The sequence below is a fragment of the Natronocalculus amylovorans genome, assembly GCF_023638035.1.
Taxonomy (GTDB): domain Archaea; phylum Halobacteriota; class Halobacteria; order Halobacteriales; family Haloferacaceae; genus Natronocalculus; species Natronocalculus amylovorans.
Map to the genome: position 1 here is coordinate 68,889 of NZ_JAKRVX010000004.1, position 22,409 is coordinate 91,297.

The 22,409-nt window shown below is 45.6% G+C and carries 27 protein-coding genes; 13 read left to right on the top strand and 14 right to left on the bottom strand.

The annotated features are described in order from the left end of the window. Window positions 1–114: 114 nt before the first annotated feature. From AArcSt2_RS11015 to AArcSt2_RS11030, 4 genes are all read left to right on the top strand, one after another. Window positions 115–1,572: a sugar transferase gene (locus AArcSt2_RS11015; RefSeq protein WP_250584612.1), complete on the top strand. Its 1,458-nt coding sequence runs from the start codon at window positions 115–117 to the stop codon at window positions 1,570–1,572. 63 nt (window positions 1,573–1,635) lie between these two features. Beyond that, window positions 1,636–2,919, top strand: coding sequence for a nucleotide sugar dehydrogenase (locus AArcSt2_RS11020; RefSeq protein WP_250584614.1), 1,284 nt, complete (start codon window positions 1,636–1,638; stop codon window positions 2,917–2,919). A gap of 2 nt (window positions 2,920–2,921) precedes the next feature. Then, window positions 2,922–4,028, top strand: a complete 1,107-nt coding sequence (locus tag AArcSt2_RS11025) for a glycosyltransferase family 4 protein (protein WP_250584616.1) — start codon at window positions 2,922–2,924, stop codon at window positions 4,026–4,028. Between the two features lie 61 nt (window positions 4,029–4,089). After that, a complete protein-coding gene (locus AArcSt2_RS11030; RefSeq protein WP_250584618.1) occupies window positions 4,090–5,025 on the top strand; it encodes an NAD-dependent epimerase/dehydratase family protein in 936 nt (311 codons plus the stop codon). Window positions 5,026–5,040: 15 nt separating this feature from the next. Here the strand turns inward: AArcSt2_RS11030 and AArcSt2_RS11035 are convergent, their stop codons facing one another. Continuing rightward, complete coding sequence (locus AArcSt2_RS11035) at window positions 5,041–6,213, bottom strand: hypothetical protein (RefSeq protein WP_250584620.1); 1,173 nt, start codon at window positions 6,211–6,213, stop codon at window positions 5,041–5,043. Window positions 6,214–6,505: 292 nt separating this feature from the next. On the opposite strand from AArcSt2_RS11035, the gene AArcSt2_RS11040 reads away from it, so the two are divergent. Continuing rightward, the gene (locus tag AArcSt2_RS11040) at window positions 6,506–7,612 is read left to right on the top strand and encodes a glycosyltransferase (protein ID WP_250584622.1); all 1,107 of its coding nucleotides are present in this window, start codon (window positions 6,506–6,508) and stop codon (window positions 7,610–7,612) included. 90 nt (window positions 7,613–7,702) lie between these two features. Here the strand turns inward: AArcSt2_RS11040 and AArcSt2_RS11045 are convergent, their stop codons facing one another. Both AArcSt2_RS11045 and AArcSt2_RS11050 read right to left on the bottom strand, forming a co-directional pair. Continuing rightward, window positions 7,703–8,818: a glycosyltransferase gene (locus tag AArcSt2_RS11045; protein WP_250584624.1), complete on the bottom strand. Its 1,116-nt coding sequence runs from the start codon at window positions 8,816–8,818 to the stop codon at window positions 7,703–7,705. Between the two features lie 89 nt (window positions 8,819–8,907). Further along, on the bottom strand, window positions 8,908–9,615 hold the full coding sequence (locus tag AArcSt2_RS11050; protein WP_250584626.1) for a ParB N-terminal domain-containing protein: 708 nt from the start codon (window positions 9,613–9,615) through the stop codon (window positions 8,908–8,910). A gap of 114 nt (window positions 9,616–9,729) precedes the next feature. On the opposite strand from AArcSt2_RS11050, the gene AArcSt2_RS11055 reads away from it, so the two are divergent. Then, window positions 9,730–11,154 (top strand): flippase, encoded by a 1,425-nt coding sequence (locus tag AArcSt2_RS11055; protein ID WP_250584628.1) that lies wholly within the window; start codon window positions 9,730–9,732, stop codon window positions 11,152–11,154. Between the two features lies 1 nt (window position 11,155). Here the strand turns inward: AArcSt2_RS11055 and AArcSt2_RS11060 are convergent, their stop codons facing one another. Beyond that, window positions 11,156–12,184 (bottom strand): alkaline phosphatase family protein, encoded by a 1,029-nt coding sequence (locus AArcSt2_RS11060; RefSeq protein WP_250584630.1) that lies wholly within the window; start codon window positions 12,182–12,184, stop codon window positions 11,156–11,158. Between the two features lie 812 nt (window positions 12,185–12,996). Then, the gene (locus AArcSt2_RS11065) at window positions 12,997–13,173 is read right to left on the bottom strand and encodes a HalOD1 output domain-containing protein (RefSeq protein ID WP_302928891.1); all 177 of its coding nucleotides are present in this window, start codon (window positions 13,171–13,173) and stop codon (window positions 12,997–12,999) included. 424 nt (window positions 13,174–13,597) lie between these two features. Here AArcSt2_RS11065 and AArcSt2_RS16730 point away from each other — a divergent pair, with 424 nt between their 5' ends. Further along, window positions 13,598–13,732: a hypothetical protein gene (locus AArcSt2_RS16730; RefSeq protein ID WP_302928894.1), complete on the top strand. Its 135-nt coding sequence runs from the start codon at window positions 13,598–13,600 to the stop codon at window positions 13,730–13,732. A 230-nt stretch (window positions 13,733–13,962) separates the two neighbouring features. Here the strand turns inward: AArcSt2_RS16730 and AArcSt2_RS11070 are convergent, their stop codons facing one another. Further along, the gene (locus AArcSt2_RS11070) at window positions 13,963–14,178 is read right to left on the bottom strand and encodes a hypothetical protein (RefSeq protein ID WP_250584634.1); all 216 of its coding nucleotides are present in this window, start codon (window positions 14,176–14,178) and stop codon (window positions 13,963–13,965) included. Between the two features lie 232 nt (window positions 14,179–14,410). Here AArcSt2_RS11070 and AArcSt2_RS11075 point away from each other — a divergent pair, with 232 nt between their 5' ends. After that, on the top strand, window positions 14,411–14,725 hold the full coding sequence (locus tag AArcSt2_RS11075) for a hypothetical protein (protein WP_250584636.1): 315 nt from the start codon (window positions 14,411–14,413) through the stop codon (window positions 14,723–14,725). Here AArcSt2_RS11075 and AArcSt2_RS11080 read toward each other — a convergent pair. Further along, window positions 14,706–14,930, bottom strand: coding sequence for a winged helix-turn-helix domain-containing protein (locus AArcSt2_RS11080; RefSeq protein ID WP_250584638.1), 225 nt, complete (start codon window positions 14,928–14,930; stop codon window positions 14,706–14,708). The genes AArcSt2_RS11075 and AArcSt2_RS11080 overlap by 20 nt on opposite strands. Window positions 14,931–15,192: 262 nt before the next feature. On the opposite strand from AArcSt2_RS11080, the gene AArcSt2_RS11085 reads away from it, so the two are divergent. From AArcSt2_RS11085 to AArcSt2_RS11105, 5 genes are all read left to right on the top strand, one after another. Continuing rightward, window positions 15,193–15,402 carry a hypothetical protein gene (locus tag AArcSt2_RS11085; RefSeq protein ID WP_250584640.1) on the top strand — a complete coding sequence of 70 codons (210 nt, stop codon included), beginning with the start codon at window positions 15,193–15,195 and terminating at the stop codon, window positions 15,400–15,402. Next, window positions 15,399–16,268 (top strand): DUF8008 family protein, encoded by an 870-nt coding sequence (locus tag AArcSt2_RS11090; protein ID WP_250584642.1) that lies wholly within the window; start codon window positions 15,399–15,401, stop codon window positions 16,266–16,268. Before AArcSt2_RS11085 ends, AArcSt2_RS11090 begins: the two co-directional genes overlap by 4 nt. Window positions 16,269–16,704: 436 nt before the next feature. After that, window positions 16,705–16,956 carry an AbrB/MazE/SpoVT family DNA-binding domain-containing protein gene (locus AArcSt2_RS11095; RefSeq protein WP_250584644.1) on the top strand — a complete coding sequence of 84 codons (252 nt, stop codon included), beginning with the start codon at window positions 16,705–16,707 and terminating at the stop codon, window positions 16,954–16,956. After that, entirely contained in the window at window positions 16,957–17,391 is a 435-nt protein-coding gene (locus tag AArcSt2_RS11100) for a PIN domain-containing protein (protein ID WP_250584646.1), read from the top strand. It begins immediately after the preceding gene. Between the two features lie 272 nt (window positions 17,392–17,663). Next, window positions 17,664–17,861, top strand: a complete 198-nt coding sequence (locus AArcSt2_RS11105; protein ID WP_250584648.1) for a hypothetical protein — start codon at window positions 17,664–17,666, stop codon at window positions 17,859–17,861. Window positions 17,862–17,903: 42 nt separating this feature from the next. On the opposite strand, the gene AArcSt2_RS11110 is transcribed toward AArcSt2_RS11105, so the two are convergent. The 7 genes from AArcSt2_RS11110 to AArcSt2_RS11140 all read right to left on the bottom strand — a co-directional run bounded on the left by AArcSt2_RS11110 (window position 17,904) and on the right by AArcSt2_RS11140 (window position 22,379). Beyond that, on the bottom strand, window positions 17,904–18,524 hold the full coding sequence (locus AArcSt2_RS11110; RefSeq protein ID WP_250584650.1) for an ArsR/SmtB family transcription factor: 621 nt from the start codon (window positions 18,522–18,524) through the stop codon (window positions 17,904–17,906). A 310-nt stretch (window positions 18,525–18,834) separates the two neighbouring features. Then, complete coding sequence (locus tag AArcSt2_RS11115) at window positions 18,835–19,197, bottom strand: hypothetical protein (protein WP_250584652.1); 363 nt, start codon at window positions 19,195–19,197, stop codon at window positions 18,835–18,837. Between the two features lie 9 nt (window positions 19,198–19,206). Then, window positions 19,207–19,392, bottom strand: coding sequence for a hypothetical protein (locus tag AArcSt2_RS11120; protein WP_250584654.1), 186 nt, complete (start codon window positions 19,390–19,392; stop codon window positions 19,207–19,209). Then, entirely contained in the window at window positions 19,382–19,732 is a 351-nt protein-coding gene (locus tag AArcSt2_RS11125; protein ID WP_250584656.1) for a HalOD1 output domain-containing protein, read from the bottom strand. Before AArcSt2_RS11125 ends, AArcSt2_RS11120 begins: the two co-directional genes overlap by 11 nt. An 85-nt stretch (window positions 19,733–19,817) precedes the next feature. Continuing rightward, on the bottom strand, window positions 19,818–20,462 hold the full coding sequence (locus tag AArcSt2_RS11130; RefSeq protein WP_425493662.1) for a helix-turn-helix domain-containing protein: 645 nt from the start codon (window positions 20,460–20,462) through the stop codon (window positions 19,818–19,820). A gap of 490 nt (window positions 20,463–20,952) precedes the next feature. Continuing rightward, window positions 20,953–22,227 carry an RNA-guided endonuclease TnpB family protein gene (locus tag AArcSt2_RS11135; RefSeq protein WP_250584660.1) on the bottom strand — a complete coding sequence of 425 codons (1,275 nt, stop codon included), beginning with the start codon at window positions 22,225–22,227 and terminating at the stop codon, window positions 20,953–20,955. Further along, window positions 22,224–22,379, bottom strand: coding sequence for a DUF2080 family transposase-associated protein (locus AArcSt2_RS11140; RefSeq protein WP_084777756.1), 156 nt, complete (start codon window positions 22,377–22,379; stop codon window positions 22,224–22,226). The genes AArcSt2_RS11135 and AArcSt2_RS11140 overlap by 4 nt, the downstream gene beginning before the upstream one ends. Window positions 22,380–22,409 lie beyond the last annotated feature (30 nt).

The window sequence follows — 22,409 nt, forward strand, 5'->3', positions numbered from 1 at the left end:
ATCTATTTCGATCGATGAGTAGGATGGGTCCATCTGGAAACTACTCCTGTCATATCAAATAAATACTTCAACGTAAGGGAATGTTTTTGTAGCTAACAGGGTACTGTTTTTTCAATGATACATGGATGGTGGTACCGATCGTGTAGTCTGATCGGTGCTGTACTAATTACTGCCGTGGGAGTAGTAATCGCAAACCATCCGTTTGCACAAGCGCTGACAACAACCTATGTGCCACTACTGTGGCGGCTTGATCCTGTAACATTGACTGGAGATGCGTTCCAGATCGCGACTTGGACGAGCGTTGTTTTGGTTGCTGGCGCGCTTGTTCCGCTATTTAAACCACGGCCATGGCGAGTGTTGGATGTAATCACGTATACGCAGAAGCGAGTGGTTGTTGCAGGGCTTGCGCTTGCAACGCTTGGCTATTTTAATTGGAGCTACCGACTGCCACGCTCAACGCTTGCCATCTTGATTGCGGTGTTGCTCGTCTTGTTGCCGCTTTGGTTTGTTTTGATCCGAACCAAAACACCGAATGATCACGATCGGACAATCATCGTCGGCGACGACCTTGCACAGATAGAAGAGATTGCAGCATCAAGTTCCGGTGAGATTGTCGGCTATCTGAGTCCCCCAATTACGTACGCTGACGAACCGCCACAACATGATGCGACACAGCCGAGTCCGATCGTTGCTGATGGGAGTGGTGCATCGGTAAACGACATTGGCCTTCCTCGGCTTGGTGGGCTTTCAAAACTTGAGACGGTATTACTCGAACACGACATTGATACGGTTTGTTTGGCGTATCGCACTGCCGATCGGGGTGAGTTCTTCGGAACGCTCGATCTCTGTCATAAACACGGTGTTGCCGCGAAAGTGCATCGTGAGTATGCAGATGATGTACTGACGAGTGCTGAAGATGTCTCAACGCTTGCCCGTGTCGATGTTGAGCCATGGGATCCACAAGATTACGTCTTTAAACGGTTGTTTGACATCGGGTTTGCTGGATTTGGATTGCTCGTGCTCTCGCCGCTTGTTGTGGTTATTTCGATCGCGATCAAGTTGGATAGTCCAGGGCCGATCTTTTACACACAAGACCGGACGGCAGGCTTTGGGGATACGTTTCCTGTGTACAAGTTCCGGAGTATGGTTCCCGAAGGAGACTCTGCAGCACCAGTGGATGATGCAGAGAACGATCGGATTACTCGTGTTGGGCGTGTCCTTCGGAAGACACATATGGATGAGGTTCCGCAGCTATGGTCGATCCTTGTTGGCAATATGAGTGTTGTCGGCCCACGTGCGGCGTGGACTGAGGAGGAACGAATACTTGAACAGGAAACCGATGCTTGGCGAAAACGGTGGTTTGTCAAACCAGGATTGACTGGATTGGCTCAGATCAATGGGGCAAAGAGTACAGACCCAGATATGAAGCTCCGATACGATCTGCAGTACATCCGAAAGCAATCATTTTGGTTCGATCTGACGATCGTTATTCGACAGTTGTGGCAGGTCGCTGAAGATGTTATCAGAATGATTGTGCAAAACACCGGTAAAATAAATAAAAAAGGCGAATGAAAAACAGCCTTACAATATCAAGCATATTATAGTTTCATAAATAACAAATTAGTAAACAACACTATGAGTGAAAAATATAAGATAGACACGGTAGGGGTTATTGGATTGGGCTATGTCGGATTACCACTTGCATTAGCGCTTGTGAAATCAGGATATGATGTGATTGGTGTTGATATTGATGAGCAACGAGTAAATCAACTTCAAAATGGCAGTTCATACATTGGAGACATATCAGATGCGGAAGTAAGTAGAGCAATTGAACGAGGGTTTGAATCGACAACAGAATATAACGACCTCAGGCAAGTTGATGGCGTTTCAATCTGTGTCCCAACACCACTTAGAAAGTCTGGGCAGCCAGATGTTTCGTATGTGGTTGACGCAAGTGAGAGGCTTACATCAATTCTAAGTGAAGGCTGTACTGTAGTTTTGGAAAGCACTGTATATCCAAGTGCGACTGAAGAAGTTATCGCAGAGCAGTTTGAGGAGAATGGTTGGGAAGTGGGAAAAGATGTTTTTGTAGCGTTCTCTCCTGAAAGAATTGATCCCGGTAATGAACAATATGGTGTCCAAGATATTCCAAAAGTTGTTGGTGGCGTAACAGAGCCTTGTGGTGACCACGCTGTGGCATTATATGAGCCTGTTTTTGAAGAAGTCGTTCGTGTCGCTAGTAGTAGCGAAGCTGAATTTGTTAAGTTATTAGAAAATACGTTTCGTGGGGTCAACATTGGGTTAATCAATGAATTAGCAGTTACTGCTAATAGTATGAATATAGATATTTGGGACGCGATCGATGCAGCAGCAACGAAACCATTCGGGTATATGCCGTTTTATCCTGGCCCTGGGCTTGGTGGTCACTGTATTCCGATCGATCCGCAATATCTCTCGTGGAAAGCTAAACAACACGGACTTGAGACGCGGTTCATCGATCTTGCAGATCGGATAAACCGTCAAATGCCAAAACATGTTGTTAATGAAGTAACTGCTCTACTCAATAAGAATGGCCTTCCCGTGCTTGATTCAGAGATTCTTATTTTGGGAGCTGCTTACAAAGCTGATGTCTCAGATACACGTGAATCGCCCGCGATTGATATTATTGACTTATTACAGGAACGAGGTGCAAATATCAAATATCACGACCCTCATGTGGACAAAATCACCACTCGTGAATGGAGGCTTGAGTCCATACCGCTAACGACTGGCTTACTACAGGAACAGGACTGTGTAATAATTGTCACAAACCATTCTGATATTGATTTATCCATCGTTGTCGAGTGTTCATCACTCATTTTCGATACTCGAAATGCAACAGGAACATTTAGTGAACAATCACATATCTACCGCATATAAATATGACTGAGAAACCACGGGTATTTCATTTGATTACACGATTACTCAAAGGTGGTGCAGAAGCAAAAACGATTGAAACAGTTACCGGACTAGATCAGTATGAATTTGTTGTTGGATTTGGTTCTTCATTTGATTCAGATCAGGTTGAATATTTGAATGATAACAATATATACTCAAAACAATTCAAAACAATCCAACATTATAATCCAGTCACTAGTGTCCCAGCTGTGCTTTCGGTTGCAAGATACATACAGAAAGAAGACTTTGATTGTGTCCATACTCATTCAACAGAAGCCGGGATAATTGGTCGCTTTGCTGCAGCACTCACTGGTACTCCAGTTATACATACTGTTCACGGTGTTCCGTTTGCCGATGACCGGAATACAGTGCTAGAATCGTTTATTCTTACCTGTGAAAAACTCGCAGCTAAACGGACTGATTGCATAGTCACGAACGCAGATGCAATCAAGCAAGATTATCTTTCAAGAGGTATTGGTTCTAAAGATCAGTATACTACCGTCTACAGTGGTATCCAAATTGAACAGTTTGATAAAGCATCGCCCGCACCAGATCTTGACACATCTGCAATATCCATTATAATGGTTGGGCGGCTTGCAGACGGAAAAGGATTTGAGGATCTACTAGATGCTTTACAGCTGATCGATACCGAAAGAATATCAGTCTATTTTGTTGGTGAAGGCCCGATAAAAAACCGTCTTACAAGTCTTATTGACCAATATGACTTACATCAAACAGTACAAATGCTTGGATACCGTGACGATATTCCAGAGCTTATGGCTGGGGCTGATATACTTGTTCTTCCTTCGTATCGTGAAGGGACACCACGAGTTATAACTGAAGCAATGGCTAGTGGGCTTCCAGTTATTTCCACAAACATTGCAGGAATCCCGGAACAGATACAACATGGTACAAATGGCTACCTTATCTCACCAGGAGATGTTGAAAGTCTTGCAGTCTATATAGAGAAATTAGTTGAATCACAATCACTCCGAAAAGAGTTCGGGCAGGCAGGACAAGAGCGTGTAAGAAAGTTTTCTGTAGAGCGGATGCTAACTGATATTGACTCAGTATACCAAACAGTTATATAAAACAGATATTAATTCTAAGTGATATGAAAGTATTTATTGGGTTTCTTTCCAACTATGCGGTATGAAAACGTCTGTTATAACTGGTGTGGGTGGTTTTATCGGCTCAAATTTAGCTCGCGAGCTGCTTGACCGCGGACATCATGTTCGAGGTATTGATAACTTATCTACTGGAAGACGGTCAAACATAGAGGACCTCCAAGATCTTGATTCATTTGAGTTCTATGAGCGAGACCTCGCCACAGACTCAGTTGATGACATATTGTCAGAGGTAAATTATGTATTTCATCAGGCCGCTGTTCCCTCTGTTCCACGGAGTGTTGATGACCCTCTAACAACAACTGAAGCTAACTGTGTTGGAAGCACTAATCTATTGATTTCGGCACGTGATAGTAATGTGGAATCTGTTGTTGTTGCGTCTTCTTCCTCGGTGTATGGATCTGGCGGTCAGTTACCCAAACACGAAGAGCAAGCAGTGAACCCCGAATCTCCATATGCACTGTCTAAGTACTGGACTGAAAAACTTGCCGTACAATTTTCAGAATTATACGGACTAAACACGGTTGCACTCCGGTATTTCAATGTGTTTGGTCCTCGCCAAGATCCGTCCAGTAATTATGCAGCAGTTATTCCAAAATTTACTAACATGTTACTCAATGGAAACCAGCCACCAATATATGGTGATGGGGAGCAATCAAGGGATTTCACATATATCGATAATGTTATTCAAGCAAATATCAAAGCAGCTGAGAGTGGCGTTGGTGGTGAAGTATTTAATATTGCTTGTGGTGATCGGATTACTGTAAATGAGCTTGTCGAAAAGCTCAACGATATAATTGGGACTGACATTGGGCCCTTATATGATGATCCCCGTCCAGGTGATGTAAAACACTCACATGCAGATATTAGCAAGGCAAAATCCCAGATTGGTTATGAGCCACAAGTAACTGTTGATCAGGGCTTGACACAAACAGTGAACTATCTACAAAATAGTGATTAGAATATTATAAATTACTTATTTTGTTTTTGAACGGTAATCGGAATAAACTAATCTCATTTTATATTGCTCGGTAAATCCAATCGCACCAAGGGCAAAAATAACCCAAGAGAACGTTTGACGTTGTCGTACAGTTGTTCCAACATTTACAGAGATAATCCCATAGAGTGTAATAAAGAGAACCAAACCTGCCAGGAGCCCAGTAGCTAGCCCTAAATTACGACGTGAAAGAGCAACCCATCCTCGAATTGCAAAAATACTAAATACAATCATAATTACTGACTCAAATACCGTTAAATAATCGATGATATTCTCAGCCATCCAAGGGAAAGGGGCATATAAAAAATAGATTCCCATTAGTGGCGCATAGAGTAGAACATCTGTAGGCGTCTGTAATGTAACGTCTGTAAGGTACTGGGTTCTTCCCCCTTCACGAATCCGTGCACCACGCATCCACATTAGGAAATCTAAGATACCATCTCTGTGACGTAAGATACCCAACCAATTAAATATTTGATTTATTACGGGGGTAAGTAGTAAGGATGTCGCAAAAAAAACAAATACAGCAGTTAGATAATATTCTTTTTTTAAATGTGTTAAAGAAATTATTGTAAAGAATACCAGTGCATATATCGGCAAATTCTCTATTCGTAATAGCGATGCGGTCGTGATTGAAATTATAATAAGTATAAGTCTAGCAGACTTCTCGATCTGGTATGGAATAACAAATAGTCTAATTGAATATGTTAGTGACGCGAGAATTGCTGCGTCTCTAAGGATGACAGAGTGTAGTGCAACAGAGCTTGGAAGGAAAATAAGTGGTATAACAGTTAACAGAGCTGCTTGAGTTGAATGGAAGTATCTTATGAGTAAATAAATGTTAAAAATTGCAAACGATCCTAAGAACGCGACAAATATTTGTGCATATACCTCACTTGGCCCCGGCAAAAGCCAAAATGGTGAAATAAATAAACCCCACGTTGGTACTGTGCTTCCAAGAGAATTAACAAGATCACTGATAGGAACGTTTCCTGAAGCAATTTCATGCGCCTGATTGGCAAATGCGAACGTATCTGCACCTTGGTCTGGATTGAGTGTAGTAAGATTGGTAATCAAGACTCCACCAAGACGAACAATAAATGCACAAGTAAGAACAACAATTGGCTCAGTGACGTCCTGCTTGTTCAACACTAATAAAAAGAGGTTTGATTCACAAAATAAGTTTGTTGATTTGGTGCAGTCCACGTTACAAGCAGAAAATCAAAAACAAGGAAGGCGACGATCGTAGTAATTTGATAATACTGTCTCTGTAACAGATAGTAACTAATAAAACAAAAGAAGCCAACGACAACAGGCGTAGTAATCATTAATTTACCATTCTATATGAATAAAATAGATATATCCCTTACCAACTCTGGAAACTATTATTACTACTCAATCGCAATACGATTGCCTTTTCACTTTGAACATTTATCATAATCTAATGGTCGGTGTCAATCGCCAAACAATACTTTATATTGTGCCGGACCTCACAATCGGGGGGACAGAGACAACGTTGGTGCACCTAATTAATAATTTGGATCCAACGTTGTATGACATCCACATATGTACAATTACAACACCAAACCCACTCCGTGCTAAACTCCACGACCATATTGGATATCATAATATTGGTGCCGAAAAAAAAGAAAGTATTTTTGCAACAATTAAGTTTATCAAATTAGTCAATTCAATCTCACCAGATATCCTACAGACATTTCTTAGGTATGGAAATATTGTCTCACCTCTTCCGACCCTATTCAACCGCAAGATGTCTGTGATTACTGGTATACGTGCTGTACCAGACAATCTCTCCGCTCCAAAAGACTACGTTGAACGAGTTGGCTTGGTTTCGTCTGATTGTGTTGTCTCAAACTCTGCTGCAGGCAAAGAGCACGCTATACAGCGTGGTGTTTCTCCGGATAAAATTGAGGTGATACCAAATGGCCGTGATATGTCTATCTTTGAAAGGGCAACTCCCGCAGAAGATATTGAATCGCTCCGATCGAAGTCGGATACAAAAATTGTTGGAACAGTAGGCCGACTAATCAAACGAAAAGGTCACCACGATTTATTAATTGCTTGGGAGGAGATTTCATCCGAATATAACAATGCAGAGCTGGTTATCGTTGGTGGTGGGCGGGAGAGAGAAGCAATTGAAGACCGAGCATCTGAACTGGGCATTTCTTCGTCCGTACACTTATTAGGTACTCGAAGAGACGTACCTGATGTATTGGAAGCACTTGATATCTTCGTCTTTCCATCTCATTTTGAAGGGCTCCCTGGTGCACTTATTGAGGCAATGGCTTCTGGATTACCCATCGTGGCGACCAATGTTGATGGTAATGCAGAACTGATTGAGCATGGTACTTCAGGTCTTTTAGTACCGGCAAAAGAACCAACGCAATTAGCAGACGCACTTGTAACATTACTGTCGGATACCGATCGTTGCGAAAGGTACGGTAATACAGCTCATCAGCAAGCGATTTTAAATTATTCAAATGAGAAAGTGGTGACAAAGTTTGACCAATTGTACAGACAGTTACAGTAGAATTAATAATTAATTTATTGTTTGACGCTAAAACATAATTATAATAGATCTACTTATAATTCGTTCTGAACCGGTATGATTAGTCGTCATCTAATTAAACAGCACTGAGAGATACTCATTTACAATAACTGATTGCTCAAAGTCCATTGCTCTATTGACTAATTTGATTGAGTCGATCGGATCTAATAATGTGTTCTCTATGGCAGAAGCCAGTGCGGTTTCATCACCAACAGGAGTAAGCGTTCCAAATTCACCTCCTTGGAGTATTTCAGCAGGACCGTTCGGACAATCTGTAGAGACAACTGGGGTACCTGTTGCCATCGCTTCAACTAATGCAATCCCAAAGCCTTCCAGGCGAGATGAGAGAGCAAATACATCACTTCTATTCAGATATGGATAGACGTTATTAATATATCCAATTAAATCAACTTTATTCTCAATTCCAAGTTTTTTAATTAAATCTTCTAAATACCCCTTTTGTTCACCAGTCCCCATTATTATCAACCGAGTGTCTGGAAAAGTTTCTTCAATGATTTTAAAAGCTTGGATAAGAGTCTGGAAATCTTTCACGGGTGCTAGCCTTCCTGCAGCGATTATAACATCTAAGCGATCATTCTGTAACCATTGATGTTCGATCGGTTCGCTTATTTTGATGTCAAAATTAGGTCCAATTACAGGGTTGTATATCACTGATATTTTTGATTCAGTAATGCCTGTGACATTGGAGATATCCTTCGCAGATCCTTTTGAAACTGCAATAATATGATCTGCCATACGATAGCTCACTGGGAGAATCGCATCTATAGCTGCGGAGATAATGTTGCCATTTTTTGTTTTCTTCAATGATGGTGTACTATGTACACCGATCGCAACTTGAGTATCAGTAAAAGATAGTTTGGTACTCCAAACAGCAACGATATTCGCATGTGTATGTCCTGAGAGTAAGACATCAGGAGAGTACCTACGCAGATATTTTATCATCGGAACTATACTTTTTAGTACCCGCCCAGCTCTTAAATCTATAACTCGAACGCCGTCGGGGATCTGTGACTCAAATGAACCCCGACGATCGGCGACAACGATGTCAACCGCAATCCCTCGTTCAAGAAAGCCTTCTGCAAGATTCAAAAAACAACGTTCGATCCCTCCAGGAGTAAATGTGGGAAAAAAGAGAGCGATCGAGGGTACAGAATCAGCACGTGCCATTATATATAATAGATACTAATTTGGGCCAAATTACAGTTTCGTTTTATTACAGAGATCAAGTTCCGAGATTTATTCCGCTCCCAGATCACTTATTGAAACAAGATATCTGGATGATTAACATATTGTTCGATTCCATGCGTATTTCCAACGTACATTTGATCTCTGATCTTTTGCCATTCAGTGTGACGAGTTCTGATACGGACCGGAATACGGTCTATTTCCAGTAATTTGACTATTGAAAGACGGTGTGCTCCCCCTGACCACAAGAATTCGCCATTACGGCTGACATGAACTGTTATCTCTTTTCTTTCGGGAGGAAGCAATGCTTCAGTATCCAATGATTCGATTTTATTTTGTGTGATTTGTTTTTGTGGACGATAGCCATATTTCTTAATAGAATTGTATAATTGGTCAAGATGAGTACAGCGTTTGATTAGATTAGATTTATTTTTGATTTTCTTGTAAGATCCACTGTTCTCAACCTGTTCACACATGAACTCATAATAGTCTGTATCCTCCCAGCGAACATTATTTACAAAATGCTCTTCGAACGACCGATAAACCACGTCTGATTCGAATGGAACGGTGTCAAGATCCCAATCACCTCCAACAATATCAGTAGGAAGTATCCAACTAGTTGATGGCGATTTAACAGGCTTATTTTTTATTTTTTTAGGCGATATCCAATATAATTTATACGGAAGTAGTGGTGCGCAATTATTTTTTTCCAATAAGAATTTAGTCAACTGATAACCAATTATTTTTCTAGTGTTGACAATATTTTCAGTGAAATTCATTAAAAAGGTCTTTAATAATACGTTGCTATATCTCTGAATATAAGTCTATATGTTTCTTGTCTAGGTAGGTTCGAAAACTGTATTATTGTTTACCAGTGTACACTACATAATCAAATGCGCTTGGGACACACAACAATTATTTATTTTATTTCCAAGTTTGCCGGATCAATCATTAGCTTTATTGCAACAATCTATTTTACTCGCCTCCTAGGTGCCGAAATTTATGGGTATTATGCAATTATACTAGCGCTTGTCTCGTGGTTAACAATAATTAAAAGTATGGGATTAAGCCAAGCCGTGATTAAACGTATGTCTGAAGATGAGGAAGAAGCAGATGAATTTCTCGTTGCCGGGACGCTTATTATACTGGTAATTGTAACGGCGATCTCATTAGCAATCCTATATTTTGAATCCCAAGTGAATGCATACATTGGCATCCCTGCCACAGAATTTGTTATATTACTATTAGTTGCAACAGTATTCAACGATTTTACAAACTCTGCTCTGAATGGAACACACAAGGTACATATTTATGCTCCTTTGTCTGCGCTCCGGAAGGCTGGTCGTAATGTCATAATGGTCGGTTTGGTTGCGATCGGTTGGGGGCTTTCGGGGATGCTAGTTGGGTATGCTGTAGGAACAATCGTGATTTCGTTACTAGGTTTGTGGTACGTGAAAATATCGTTTGTCCGTCCAACTAAACGACACATATATAGCTTGATTAATTTTGCAAAATATGCATGGCTCGGAAGAGTAGATAAAAAAACGTTCAGTAACATGGATATTATTGTTCTTGGATTGTTTGTGCCCGCTAACTTAACTGGTATTTATGCTGTATCTTACACGGTAGCTACATTTTTGAGTCTTTTTGCGGCTGCAATCTCAACCACTCTGTTTCCAGAGATGAGTAAACTCTCAGCTCAAAACAATTTGGAGCAAATTAGTTCATTAACAAAAAAAGCGATAACATACTCTGGTTTACTCTTAATACCGGGCATTGTTGGTGCTGCAGTTGTTGGCGACTGGATCCTTCAAATCTATGGATCCGAATTTAGTGCTGGGTGGCATGTACTTGTGATTTTAATTGTTGGTGTCACAATATACAATTACAAAAAACAGATCAATAATGTACTTGCAGCAATCGATCGTCCAGACCTAACATTCAAGATAAATTTTATATTTATTGTGTCAAACGTATTATTAAACATTATTTTAGTTTGGAGAATCGGATGGATAGGAGCGGCTATTGCAACTACTGTTTCTGCAGTAATTGGGTTTCTGATTGCGTACCATTATTTAAATAAGAATGTACATATTAAGATACCATACACAAATATTGCTTATCAATGTATTTCAGCTCTTGTTATGGGAGGGTTTGTGTACTTCTTTAGATATTTAGGAGAGACATTTTTTATTGAAGCATATTCAGTTAGTTTTGTTCTATTACTGGTTGCTGCTGGAGCAATAATATACATAGCTTTCCTCTCATTGATCTCAAAGCAATTTAGAACAATCATAAAAAATAATATTTCAATTTAAATCAGTCTTTATAACCAAGTGCTGACAGTCGCTCTTCAATTAAATCATTCTCAATGGAGCTATTTTCCGGCTGGTCAGTATGAATTTCTGGTCGTTCTCCATTCTCAATTATAAACCAAGGTACCTTTCGTAATTCAGGTAAATATAACTCCCTAGGGTGGCCTATCGCAATATTGTTATTATTTGTGCGTTTTTTGTGTGCAAATCTCCAAATTCCAGACCGATCACCCAACAATTCGCCATGGTCAGACGAAATGACGATTCGTCCTTCTAGTTCAGACAAGAGATCTTCTACATTTGACAACACATATTCAAGATTTTCGTTATATATCTTTTGCAGTTCATCGACACTAATGTAACCTTTCCTTGCTGCGATTTTTAACGTACTTAAATATTCTTTTTTGTTTTGATCTGTTTTAGAGGAGCTACCAATTAAGATGCCATCTTCTGCGAGAGATTCTCGTATTTTTGATGCTTTCGTACCAAAATATGGGCTATGTGGCTGCATTAAATGAATAATCATACGTTTGTTAGGATACTTGTTGGCGGCTTTTAGTGCAGTATTAATAACCGTATTAGGATCTAAACTATCCCATGTGGGATGTAGGCTATCGCTCTTTTCTTTGTTTTTGGTAAAAATAATGTTATAAAAAACGTCTTGGCAAATTCTTGCACCCCAACCGTTTGCAGTAACGTAAACAGTATCAAAGTGTTGCTTGTTTTCAAAGTTTTTTCGACAAAATTCCTCACTGTGAGATCCTTTTGAAATGCGAGACTCAAGTGTTCCACCAAACGTATTGAACTCAATAAATGAATCATAACGACATGCGTCTAAAAGTATTAAATAGTCCCAATCTTCACTCATAACTTCGGTTCCTCGACCATAGTGTCGCGTGAATTTCTTTTTTCCTATTGTTTTATGTGGTATTTTACTTGTGTTTAATACGATTCTTTTTAATTCTTTAAGTATCAAACTTGGTTCCTTGATAGCACGAGAGAGATTACGTTGGTTATATTTCTTAGGAATCATAAATTAGTATTCTGCCTTACAATAAAAAAAAGCTCGAAATGATCTGGTATATGAATAGAATTTTAAATGGTAGGTTATTTCTGACTGTAGTTCGGAATACACTGGTTATGATCGAACAGGTGCTAAAATATGTAGCAGCATCAATACCAACTGTATACCAAGTTCCCCATGGCTCACTATTCCAACGACACGCCGAGATATAATTTGGATCCAATAATCATAAATTTGTTGATACTCATAGAAACCTACACTAACGTACTATCAAGTCCGGTAAGGTACACAAAGTAGAACTCCCAACAATGCCGATTTCAGTACTACTGCTCCCACACTAGGTACGCCTTGCAGCTGTTGGTGTCTTTCCGGCGATCATTTTTTCTGGGTCGCTGGTCACGGTCTCCTAAACCGCAATTGACGACGCCCAACCCTCGCTAGTACAGCTATCTCACTGACGACACGCCGCGCTTGTGATCGTCCTCGCTAGTGGTTCTGGTATCTTAATGGAAACTAGACAGGCATTCCTTCCGCATCGAACGCCATTTTTGATCACCGACGTCATCGTCAACACGATCGGAGCTAGTGGTGTCCTTATCTGGTTCGCTCTACGACCATATTTTAATTGTCGATCACTTACATCACTTGTGACCAGATCGAGAAAGAAATCAAATAAATAGCGAATTCTCAACCCACTTTGAGGTGGCTCTACTGTTCTACCTAATTGATCGAGGGTACAGTAATTATCTCAAATACGATCTCTGGTCGTATTGGCCCACGGTTCAATCACAACGGCCACGACATCGATCGATCCAAATTCTTCACTGAATTTCGATCGCCTCTTCATGAACTACGATCGTACAGTCGGCATACACAAACTGGACACAGACGCTGTCTCCAGATAACACAAGCGTGGTCAACGCCTCGACATCGATCGCGTGTTGCAGCGGTGGCAACTGCTCCACAGACGTACTGTTGGCACAAGCGATTCGCTCCACGATCGACAGTCAGATGCGACCCACATCGTGATACAGACAACTCATGTTTCCGAACCCCAACACGTGTGGACACACACGAAGGGAAACAAGACGAGTAGCGATCGATCGGTACAACTTGGGCAGACGGTCGAGAGAGCAGATGGTGAGACATATGCCTATGGTGTATCCTCTGAAATCCCACAGAGTAGCACTCACACCCAGACGCCGATCGTGGCAATTCGCCATCAGATATTTAGCACGACGTAGACAATGCAGAGACACTCCCCTCTGTGGGAGTATGTGCGAGAAGGAGCACTCGTTTCCACACTGGCGCTCCTTCTCCACGCACATTTTGTGCGCATCCTGTTGTTCTTATCGAAGTTTATAATCATTTTCGGGTTCCTGACAGTCACACATCACGCCACTCCCCAGTAGAGATGAAGATATGAGACGAAACAACGCATTCGATCGGCTCTCCCCCGCTTTTGAATTAAGCCGCTCACTCATCCACGCTGGCAAAAGAGTCACGGAGATGGCTATGGATGAGACAGTGTATGCAGATTGTGTTCATGTGTCATGAGTGTGGAGACTCGTTCACTGCCGGTGTGGATAACGAATGGGGCACGTACGAGTTTATTCGGTGTCCCGCCTGCGGGAGTGCTAAAACGACGCGTGCTGTAACGGTTACTGAAGATTGAACTGAAATAAATCAACGAACAGAATGACATAGAGACGATACTCCTATCCAGATCTCAAACGAGCGCTAGGTCCCTGCGTGGGTTCGATGAATACCCAAATACAGAGCGTGCATCACTCCAACGAGGCTGGCTCAGGATCTGTTGTCGTTTCGAAGAACAACGTCACCTGCTCGTTCGGGTTGAGATTATCGATCAAGAGGCCGAACTCATCTTTACCGGTAAACGATCGGACGCGAGGTTCAGGGGCTTCTGATGCCGATCGCTCACAGACGAGTTCGAGCGATCCGGTTGCATCGGCGCGTAAGCTGATCTGATCAATCTGTGCCATTTATGCACATACGATCGCCGATTAGATAACCCATTGTGTTGGTGTGTCATGGTCGCGTTCTTCTTATGACCGCGTGTCTAGCCACCGACAGCACCATTCGATGATGACGCTGCGAGGAGTGTAGGGCGATAGCGATCTCGACCAGATCCTCAACTGGAGTCCGATCGAGACCACACCAAGACATGTCGATCGAACCGAATGATTATACAGACCGCTCACAACAGAGTGTACAATGCTTGAATTCGGCTCGTGGTATCCATACAACCAGATACTCGCAGTGTTGTGTGGGTATGCGATCGCCGCAGTGGCGTTTGTTGCGTACACCCAGACTGATGATCGATCGTTGCCGTATTTTGGCCTCGGTCTCGTACTGCTTGCAACAACGTTTCTGTTGCCGTTACTTCCAACGGACACGATTCGACCATCAACAACCTTGACAGCCAACTTTGTGCTGCTCTTTGCCTGTTATGCACTCATCGGGTATGGGATTTTGTTGCTGTGGAAACGGCAGCGACCTCGATCGGCAGTTACTCACGCGGATCGTTAATCAGCTCGTACACGCCACGACCGATATTTCGAACGTAATCTGCAGCCTCTAACAGTTGGAGTCGCTGTTGTACATACTGTCTTGAAACGCCAAGATCGTCAGCCAAGTTTGATGGTACATTTCGCCCATCACGAAGCAAGTCTAAAATTTGGTCGTCTATTTCCTTTCGATCGAGGCCCATTGGCACCATATTCTCGGTCGACATAGTTTATTGTTGTTTTTGACTAGTTTAACTGTTGTCTATGGCTATTCTATTGTACTTGACGATAGTAAACTACTAATGAATACACGTGTAGTATTGAGACACAACACAGGATTTCGCCGCAGAATATCTGTGGCCCGGTGTACCAGCACCGGACCTGTGCCTGAGATAGGCAAATGATACAGACGCAAACTACATACAAACGTATTTCGGACGCCCAGCCCGATCGATCGACCCCCATCACCAACGTTTCGGAGGGGACTCAATGAGTCACACACACGTCGAATTGGTTTGTGAGTGGACACCCGAAACCGGCCAACCGCATCGAGCCGTGTACGCAACAGATGCCCACGGGTGGCTTCGGATTGAAGCGCGGTGGACAGGGACGGAGTGGCTCGAAGTTGGCTGTGAGCGCATTACCGCGTTCTCGATCGACGGGAACACCGCACACTCACTGGAGGAGGCCACCCAATGAGCACCCACGATGCGCTCCTCGATCGACTCGCAGAACTGGAAGCCACGGTCTCGTCTCTCCAAACAACAGTCAACAGACTGGAAACAAAAACCCAGACACTCGAAACCGAGAACGATCGCCTCCGATCGCAACTCGAACAAACGACGAGCGAACTGAACGCAAAGACGGACGCACTCACCAAGAAATCACAATACAACAAAGATCGCGTCGAAGAGCTGCAAGCACGGGAACTCGAAAAAGGTGCACATCTCCAGACCGAACACGTGGACACGCGGACGATCGACGTCCCGAACAACCGACTCGAAAAACTCGCGAAAGATGATGGGCAGACGTATTATCGCCTCCCTGAACAGGAGGACCCACTCGATCGAACGAGCACAATACAGCTCGCGTATGGAGATCTTCTCCCGATCCAACAACTCGCCAGACTCGACGAGGAGATGCTGCGATCGACCACGTCGGCACTCCCAACTCGACTGGCCGCGAAACTGTGGAAAGCCCGGATAGATGACACCGTCGGCGACAATCCATGGGAACGTGGCTCGAAAACAATCAAAGAGTACATCAAAGCAAGTGACCTCAAACACTGGATTCGCAGACAAGAGAAAGGAGTGAGCGACAGCTACGCAAAGAAGTTAGTCTCACGGACGATCGACGCCCTGTTAGATCTTACAAAAAACAGAGTCGCAATCAGACGGAAGAAAGAACGAAAGAACGGCCTCGCCTACACGGAGCGTCGACTCATCATTCCGAGTGATACAGCCATTCCAGGTGAGCGTCCAAACGTGACTCGATCGACAGCAGACACGGAGTCGAACAGCGATCGAGCCACACAGAAACCAGAGACAGCTGGTGTCCACGGGTAGGACTGTCCACCGGCTAGAGTAAGCCACATATCGCACTCCCAAGCGGGACTCTCACGGCTCACACCAACCCATTCACACCGATCGGCCCTGTGTTTGCACTCTCGTTACTGTACAGTCTGTCGATCGATCGGTCGTCGTCGGTCAGAGAGAGGGACTGCCCAGACATCCACATCCGAGGACACCAGTTGTCTCCAGAGCGACCCAACACGATCGGACTGCGACGCAGACAAAGAACGGTGGATCATACGTAAGCGACGAATCTTCGTCTCACGATCAGAGAGTATACTCCGAGGAACTCGCCCGGTTCTGTCTGCAGGGATGGGCAGTGAGTGGTTCACCTCGTTCGTTCTGTCGTGGAGTAACGCCTATGACCGCGATCGTGTGACTCGTATGAAAACACACTAGGCTTTTGACCGATTGTCTCATAGTGAGGGCTATGAGCAGCGATCGAACCAACGCCAAAAGCACGGTCTCGGGAAACCAAGCAAATATTCCCGCTCGTATTCGACGTGAACTCGGGATCGCAGATGGTGATCAACTCCGCTGGAATCTCGAAGCCGATGGGACGGTTCGCGTCCAAGTTGTCCAACAGCACACGGGGACGTTTGCGGAGTTCGACGGCTACGACGGTGAAAAGCCGACAGATGTGACAAGTGAACACGATAGTTGGGGCGTCGACGTCGAATAAATGCCACGAGCACTCATCGATACGACTGTTCTTTTTGCAGCCGCATATCGGCGAGACAGTTTACACGAGACCGCACTCCCAATCCTCAGGAGAATCGACGACGGGACCCTCCCCGAAGCGGTGGTCCTTGACTACGTTCTCGCGGAAACGCTTAACGGACTCACGACTCATGCTGGCCATGACGCTGCTGTTGATCTCCTCGACCGAATAGAGAAGAATCGTCGCTTCCATATCGACTCGCTCAACGCTGACGCCATTTCGACGGGGAAAGCCCTGTTCCGACAGCACAAACCCCTCTCCTTCGTAGATGCATGCATTATCGCATATATGCAAACCGAGGGACTCGGCTATCTATATGCATTTGATGACGACTTTGACGCAGCCGAGGACGTCTATCGGCTTGACACAGCGATAAACCCGTACGACCCAAACTGACGCCGACACACGTTTAATTTTTTGCGCTACCAATGAGTGGCTATGCGATCGAGATACAGACCTTGGACGCTTGCAAGTGAATTACAAAAATAAAGAATCACGTTAGTCGAAAAGCATTCGAAACGGCACTCATATGGATGGAAGGAGGAAGCCCACAACTGAAGTCGTGGGTTACTGACAAAGAACGGTTTCAAACCAGTGTCTGGACCAACACGTGTGAGCGGTCTCGATCTAGGTCATGAGTTTCGATCGCTCGATCGTGGATACTGATCGTGCCCCTAGCATACTCGAACTGGATGCAGACGTGTTTCTCTCCAGACAATGCAACCGCGGTGAGCGCTTCGCTGTCGATCGGCGCGTGGACCGATGATACTCGATCGATCGTCGTCGGTCAACACGAGCTTCAGCGACGGCTTGTTCCAACGATTCTAAATGGGGGCTTGGTGATTTTCCCAGACTTCGGAATATGACCGTATCTACAACGTTTGCCGTGTGCAGCTGTTTTAACCGACTCATTTATTATCGGTCAATTCTGAAAACAGATCATCTTCGGCCACATCAGCAGGGGAATATGTAGTCGGGCTTGGACCGTCGCCGCCAATGTCGTGAATCTCATACAGTGCTTCAAGGAGATCGTACGTTGTCCCATGTGAGAGGTCAGTCAGTGCCGCGATTTGTCGGATCGTGACTTCACCGTCACTGTGTGCGTTGATCAGATCGTGAGCAAGTGCAAATGTTACAAATCCATGTTCATCACAGATACGGTTGATGATCGGATACGCATCAGACCGTGAGATGACTGCAACAAGCTTTGGGGTAATGGTAATTTCTATCCCACGAATGGTGAGCGTCAGTTCGAAGTCCTCTGCATTGTACGCACGTGTGGCACTGTCATCTTTCGTTTCAGTAATGAGTCCTGCCCGTTCTAACCTGTGTAGATACTCATAGACCGTCTTTTTTGAGACTGCTACTTGATCGGCGATTTCGGGAGCAGTCACACCAGGTGACAGTCGAATAGCAATATAGAGGTCCGCAAGGTTCGTATTTGTGAGCAACTCTGTGAACGTCGATAGTCCAGTAATCATGGTTGGACCATTGCCCACGTTCCGGACATGCTCGGTATCGTAGCTCATTGTATACTGTTACGAAACTCGAAAATATAAACGTTGATGCAATCATCAGGTACTCGTGCGGAAAGTGTCAACACGCCGTTTGCAATGTATAGAAATACTTCGCCACCGAGAATCAGTAGGACAACTAAGCGACGAAGAAAAGACGATCGATCGGTCGTCGTCGGTCATAGAGAGGGACTCCCCACACACCTACTCCGAGGACACCAGTTGTCACCAGAGAGCTCTGATATACCGATCGTGAGGCATCTTTTCTACAGCCACTGACGATGAACGTCATGCGATCGCCGATCTCGACTACTCTGATATTGAATCACGGGTCGATCGACTTGTGGGCTAAAACAGAATAATCGTCATCGATCTGTGCAGGAAATCGACGCACCTCGTTGAATTCCATTCCTCGCCGTACCTCGTCTTCGAACCTATCGAACTCGACGAATTTCATATCCGATAACTCGGGGAGCAGGACGTGGTGGAGCTCGTAACAGACCGTGAGGTACTCTTCGTAATCAAGTGTCTCTCCCTTACAAAGTATCGGATCAGCAGGGATCGAACGTTCTTCCAGTAACGCACGTAATACTCGCCCCTGTTGCGCTGACAGCACGCTTTCGATTCGAGTACCAGTACAGAACTCGTCACTCACGGCTCTGTTACCTTCGATCGCTCCAGTCTTCATTGCGCTTGGTCACTCTGGATGCCCATTCTTTTTGACTTCAGTGACGACCACGTCCCAGTCCGGATGTTCGGCACCGTTCCGACATGCGAATCCTCCCTCCACATCGACTTCATTCTCGTAGGCCCTGCGAAGGAGCGCTTTCAGCTCCTCGCGCAATTCCATCTTCGAGGTGATGGGCGTCTCCTCAGAAGTCATCTTCCCCTGTTTCGTATTGATCCGCATGTTCGTGACCTTGAGAGATAGTGACCACACCGTAGCTGGACACGGTTATCGCGTGATCCGCATGTGTAAATGAGACGTTGATATCTCCGATCGTTCCGTTGCGAACGCGGACGAGCGCATCCAATGCGTCTGGGTCAACAGCGGAATAGAGCGGGTCCAGTTCAACCGAATCAACGGCCATCACTTCTGCCAACGTTGCGCTGACAGCCATGCTTGCAGGCGTCTTCTCGAGATCAAACTGGCTACGAACTGCCCCAGTCTCCTGATGATCCTCGATCGCCTCTACGCCCACTTTAGAAACTATTCCATCCATTTCAACTCATTCTATCAGTCTGAACCAGTTCAAAACGCGCACTGATAATACAGAGGGTTTATAACAAATCTACCCGCGAGAACGCTCACAGCGCACCCATGAGCGTCGCTCCAATGAGGCGTCGATGTCCGCGTCGGAGTCGTGACGAAAGCGATTGCTGAGTGATGCCGAGTTCGTCAGCAATCTCTTCGAGCGACGCCTCACGAGGGGTGTCGAAGTAGCCACGCTTGTACGCCAATACCAGCGCCTCGTGCTGGGTTTCGGTCAGCTCGTAGCCCTCCCCCTGGATCGGAAGCATTGCGTGGACTGCGGTGATCGTTATCGGGATATCGTTTTGCTGGCAGTACTCTCGAAAGTCAGCGATTGCCTGCCGAGCCTCTCCGCGCACCTCAAATTGCCACCCATCTTTCGTTCCAGTGCCGGTGAGCAGGACGACGTTAGCTTTGGCTAGGGCAGTCAGGACACCAAAATACTCGTCTTTCCACTCTGCACGCATGAGATACTCGTCCTCGACGCTATCGATCAATCGAATGCCCTTCACGCCAACGTGTCGTTCGAACTCGGCTTCGATGTCCTCGGTTTCCACGCCACGCACCCAGAAGTACGGGATGACCAGTGTCTGGTGTGGAATCAGTCGCTCCAGTTCGACTGTCACTCCCGGCAAGCTCTCGAAGATACTCCCCAGTGGAAACTCCGCTACCGGACTTGTAAACTCCATCACAGTCGCCATGTAGGAACCTTCGTCCGACATGTGGATAATTGACGTGGCTGGTGTACCATGGCGTCGAGACAGGCTAAAGCACGGCCTATGACATCCTCCTCGGCGTAAACGCCGAGGTTTCCTCTCGCTGTCTGTGGCGGGCCCACAGACACGGAGGCAAGATTCCCTTGCAGTACTCCGGTTTGTGTGCTGTTCGTCAGTCCTGTGAAGGAGTGGTGTACTTGAGTATCTGCTTGAACCACATAGGCCGTGCCATCGACCTGACTCAGCCTTACGGCAGAGTCTCACATCGGGCAGGCTCGCGTTTTTGATAACGGAGGAACGCCAAGCCACCTCCAATTTTCCCAAGTGAGCTATCTAAACATAAGGCTTGATTCAAATTAAAACCCCGGTTTGAGAGACACTCGGCGCGATTCACGCCCGGCGTAAACGCCGGGACTCTCTCGCTGTTATAGGTAGGTGAACTGCCTCGGGGTCAAGCCCCGAGGCTTCCCGTGGTTTAGTCGGACACTCCCATCCGACCATCGGCCTGATAGCCTCGAACGGTCGGGCGGGTCACGGTCGGGGCGTCCACAGCCCCCGATGCCTGCCGTCGCACCTTCCGAACAACGGGAAGGCTGTTGAGAGCAGGCACATTCCAATCGAGTTTCTTCACGCCTTTCACGGCGATGTTAACGCTTGCACCACGGTCGCTGTGGTCTTGATGGCCACAGTCTTTGCACTTGAACCGCTTCTTGTTACGGTTCGCACGTTCTGTATGTCCGCACATCGGACACCGCTGGCTCGTGTACGCAGGATCAATCCGCGAGGTCGGGATGCCCTCGAACGACGCCTTGTACGACGTATAGAACTGTAGGGCGCGGAACGGGAGGTGGTGCAAGCATCGGTTCATTCGCGTGCCGTAGTCGATACTGTCGCGCATCTCTTTGAGGTCTTCAAAGACGATGCACGGCTTCTCGAACTGTTGGCTCCACTCCACGATGTGCCGAGATACCTTGTGGAGTCGGTCGCGGACAAACCGTTCTTCGCGCCCTTCCAACGTGTCGTGGATGCTGTCTTTCCCGGCGTTCTGCACGCGCTTCCGCATCGTGAAGTAGCGGTGGCGCTCGAACTTGATTTCGGGGAAGTCGATGACCAACGAGTCCTCGACGCCATCCTCGGAGAGTGCGGTGAGAGCCACGTTGTCCTCATTCACGTCCACGCCGACAACCGTCCGTGAGTCCTGCTTGTCCCGAACTGTTTGTTCGGTGTTGGTGACGTTGACGTGCAACTCAGGAGTGTCGTTGTGGAACAGGGCCTCCGCCGTCCCAATCTTCCACTCGTCACTTTCGAGTGCGGTCTGGAGAATATCGAGGTGAGCGTCACTCCCTTCGAGGACGCCCTTGACGTGGTTGTACGGTTTCGCGCTGATTCGGAACGCCACATTGCCATCGTCGGTGAGCGACAAATTGTACCCCTCCTCGTAGTTCGCACGAAGCGGGTACGCACCGTCCTTGGTGTGGCTCGGGAGCCCGAAGTCGTCGTACTCGTAGTAGTTCTCCATTGCACCGAGAGCCTTAGCGACAACGCGCTGAGTCGTGTTCTTCACGAGGTTGGCATCGTCTGCCACGCGGTCGGGAATCGTATTCCAGTCCACATCTTCTTTGGCGAGACGGATGGTTTCGTTGTACACCGAGCGGGCTTCGAGCGTGGCGTCGTACAACAGGCTCTTGTTATCACTCTGGATGTTGAGCTGGAAGTCCAGAGTCTTGACGAGAGCCTGTGAGCCTGTCATTCTTCGTCTTGTTTGGCGGGTTCTGAGGTTCGGACGACTTTCACGTCGGCCCCACGCCAGCGTTTAGGAACGGTGACGTGGGCACTGTTCCCGAACGGTTTGACCTCACCGTCGAGAACTTCTTCGCCGTCGATTTCAAAGCGATTCACCATACCTATGTATATATTTTGGATATACTTAAC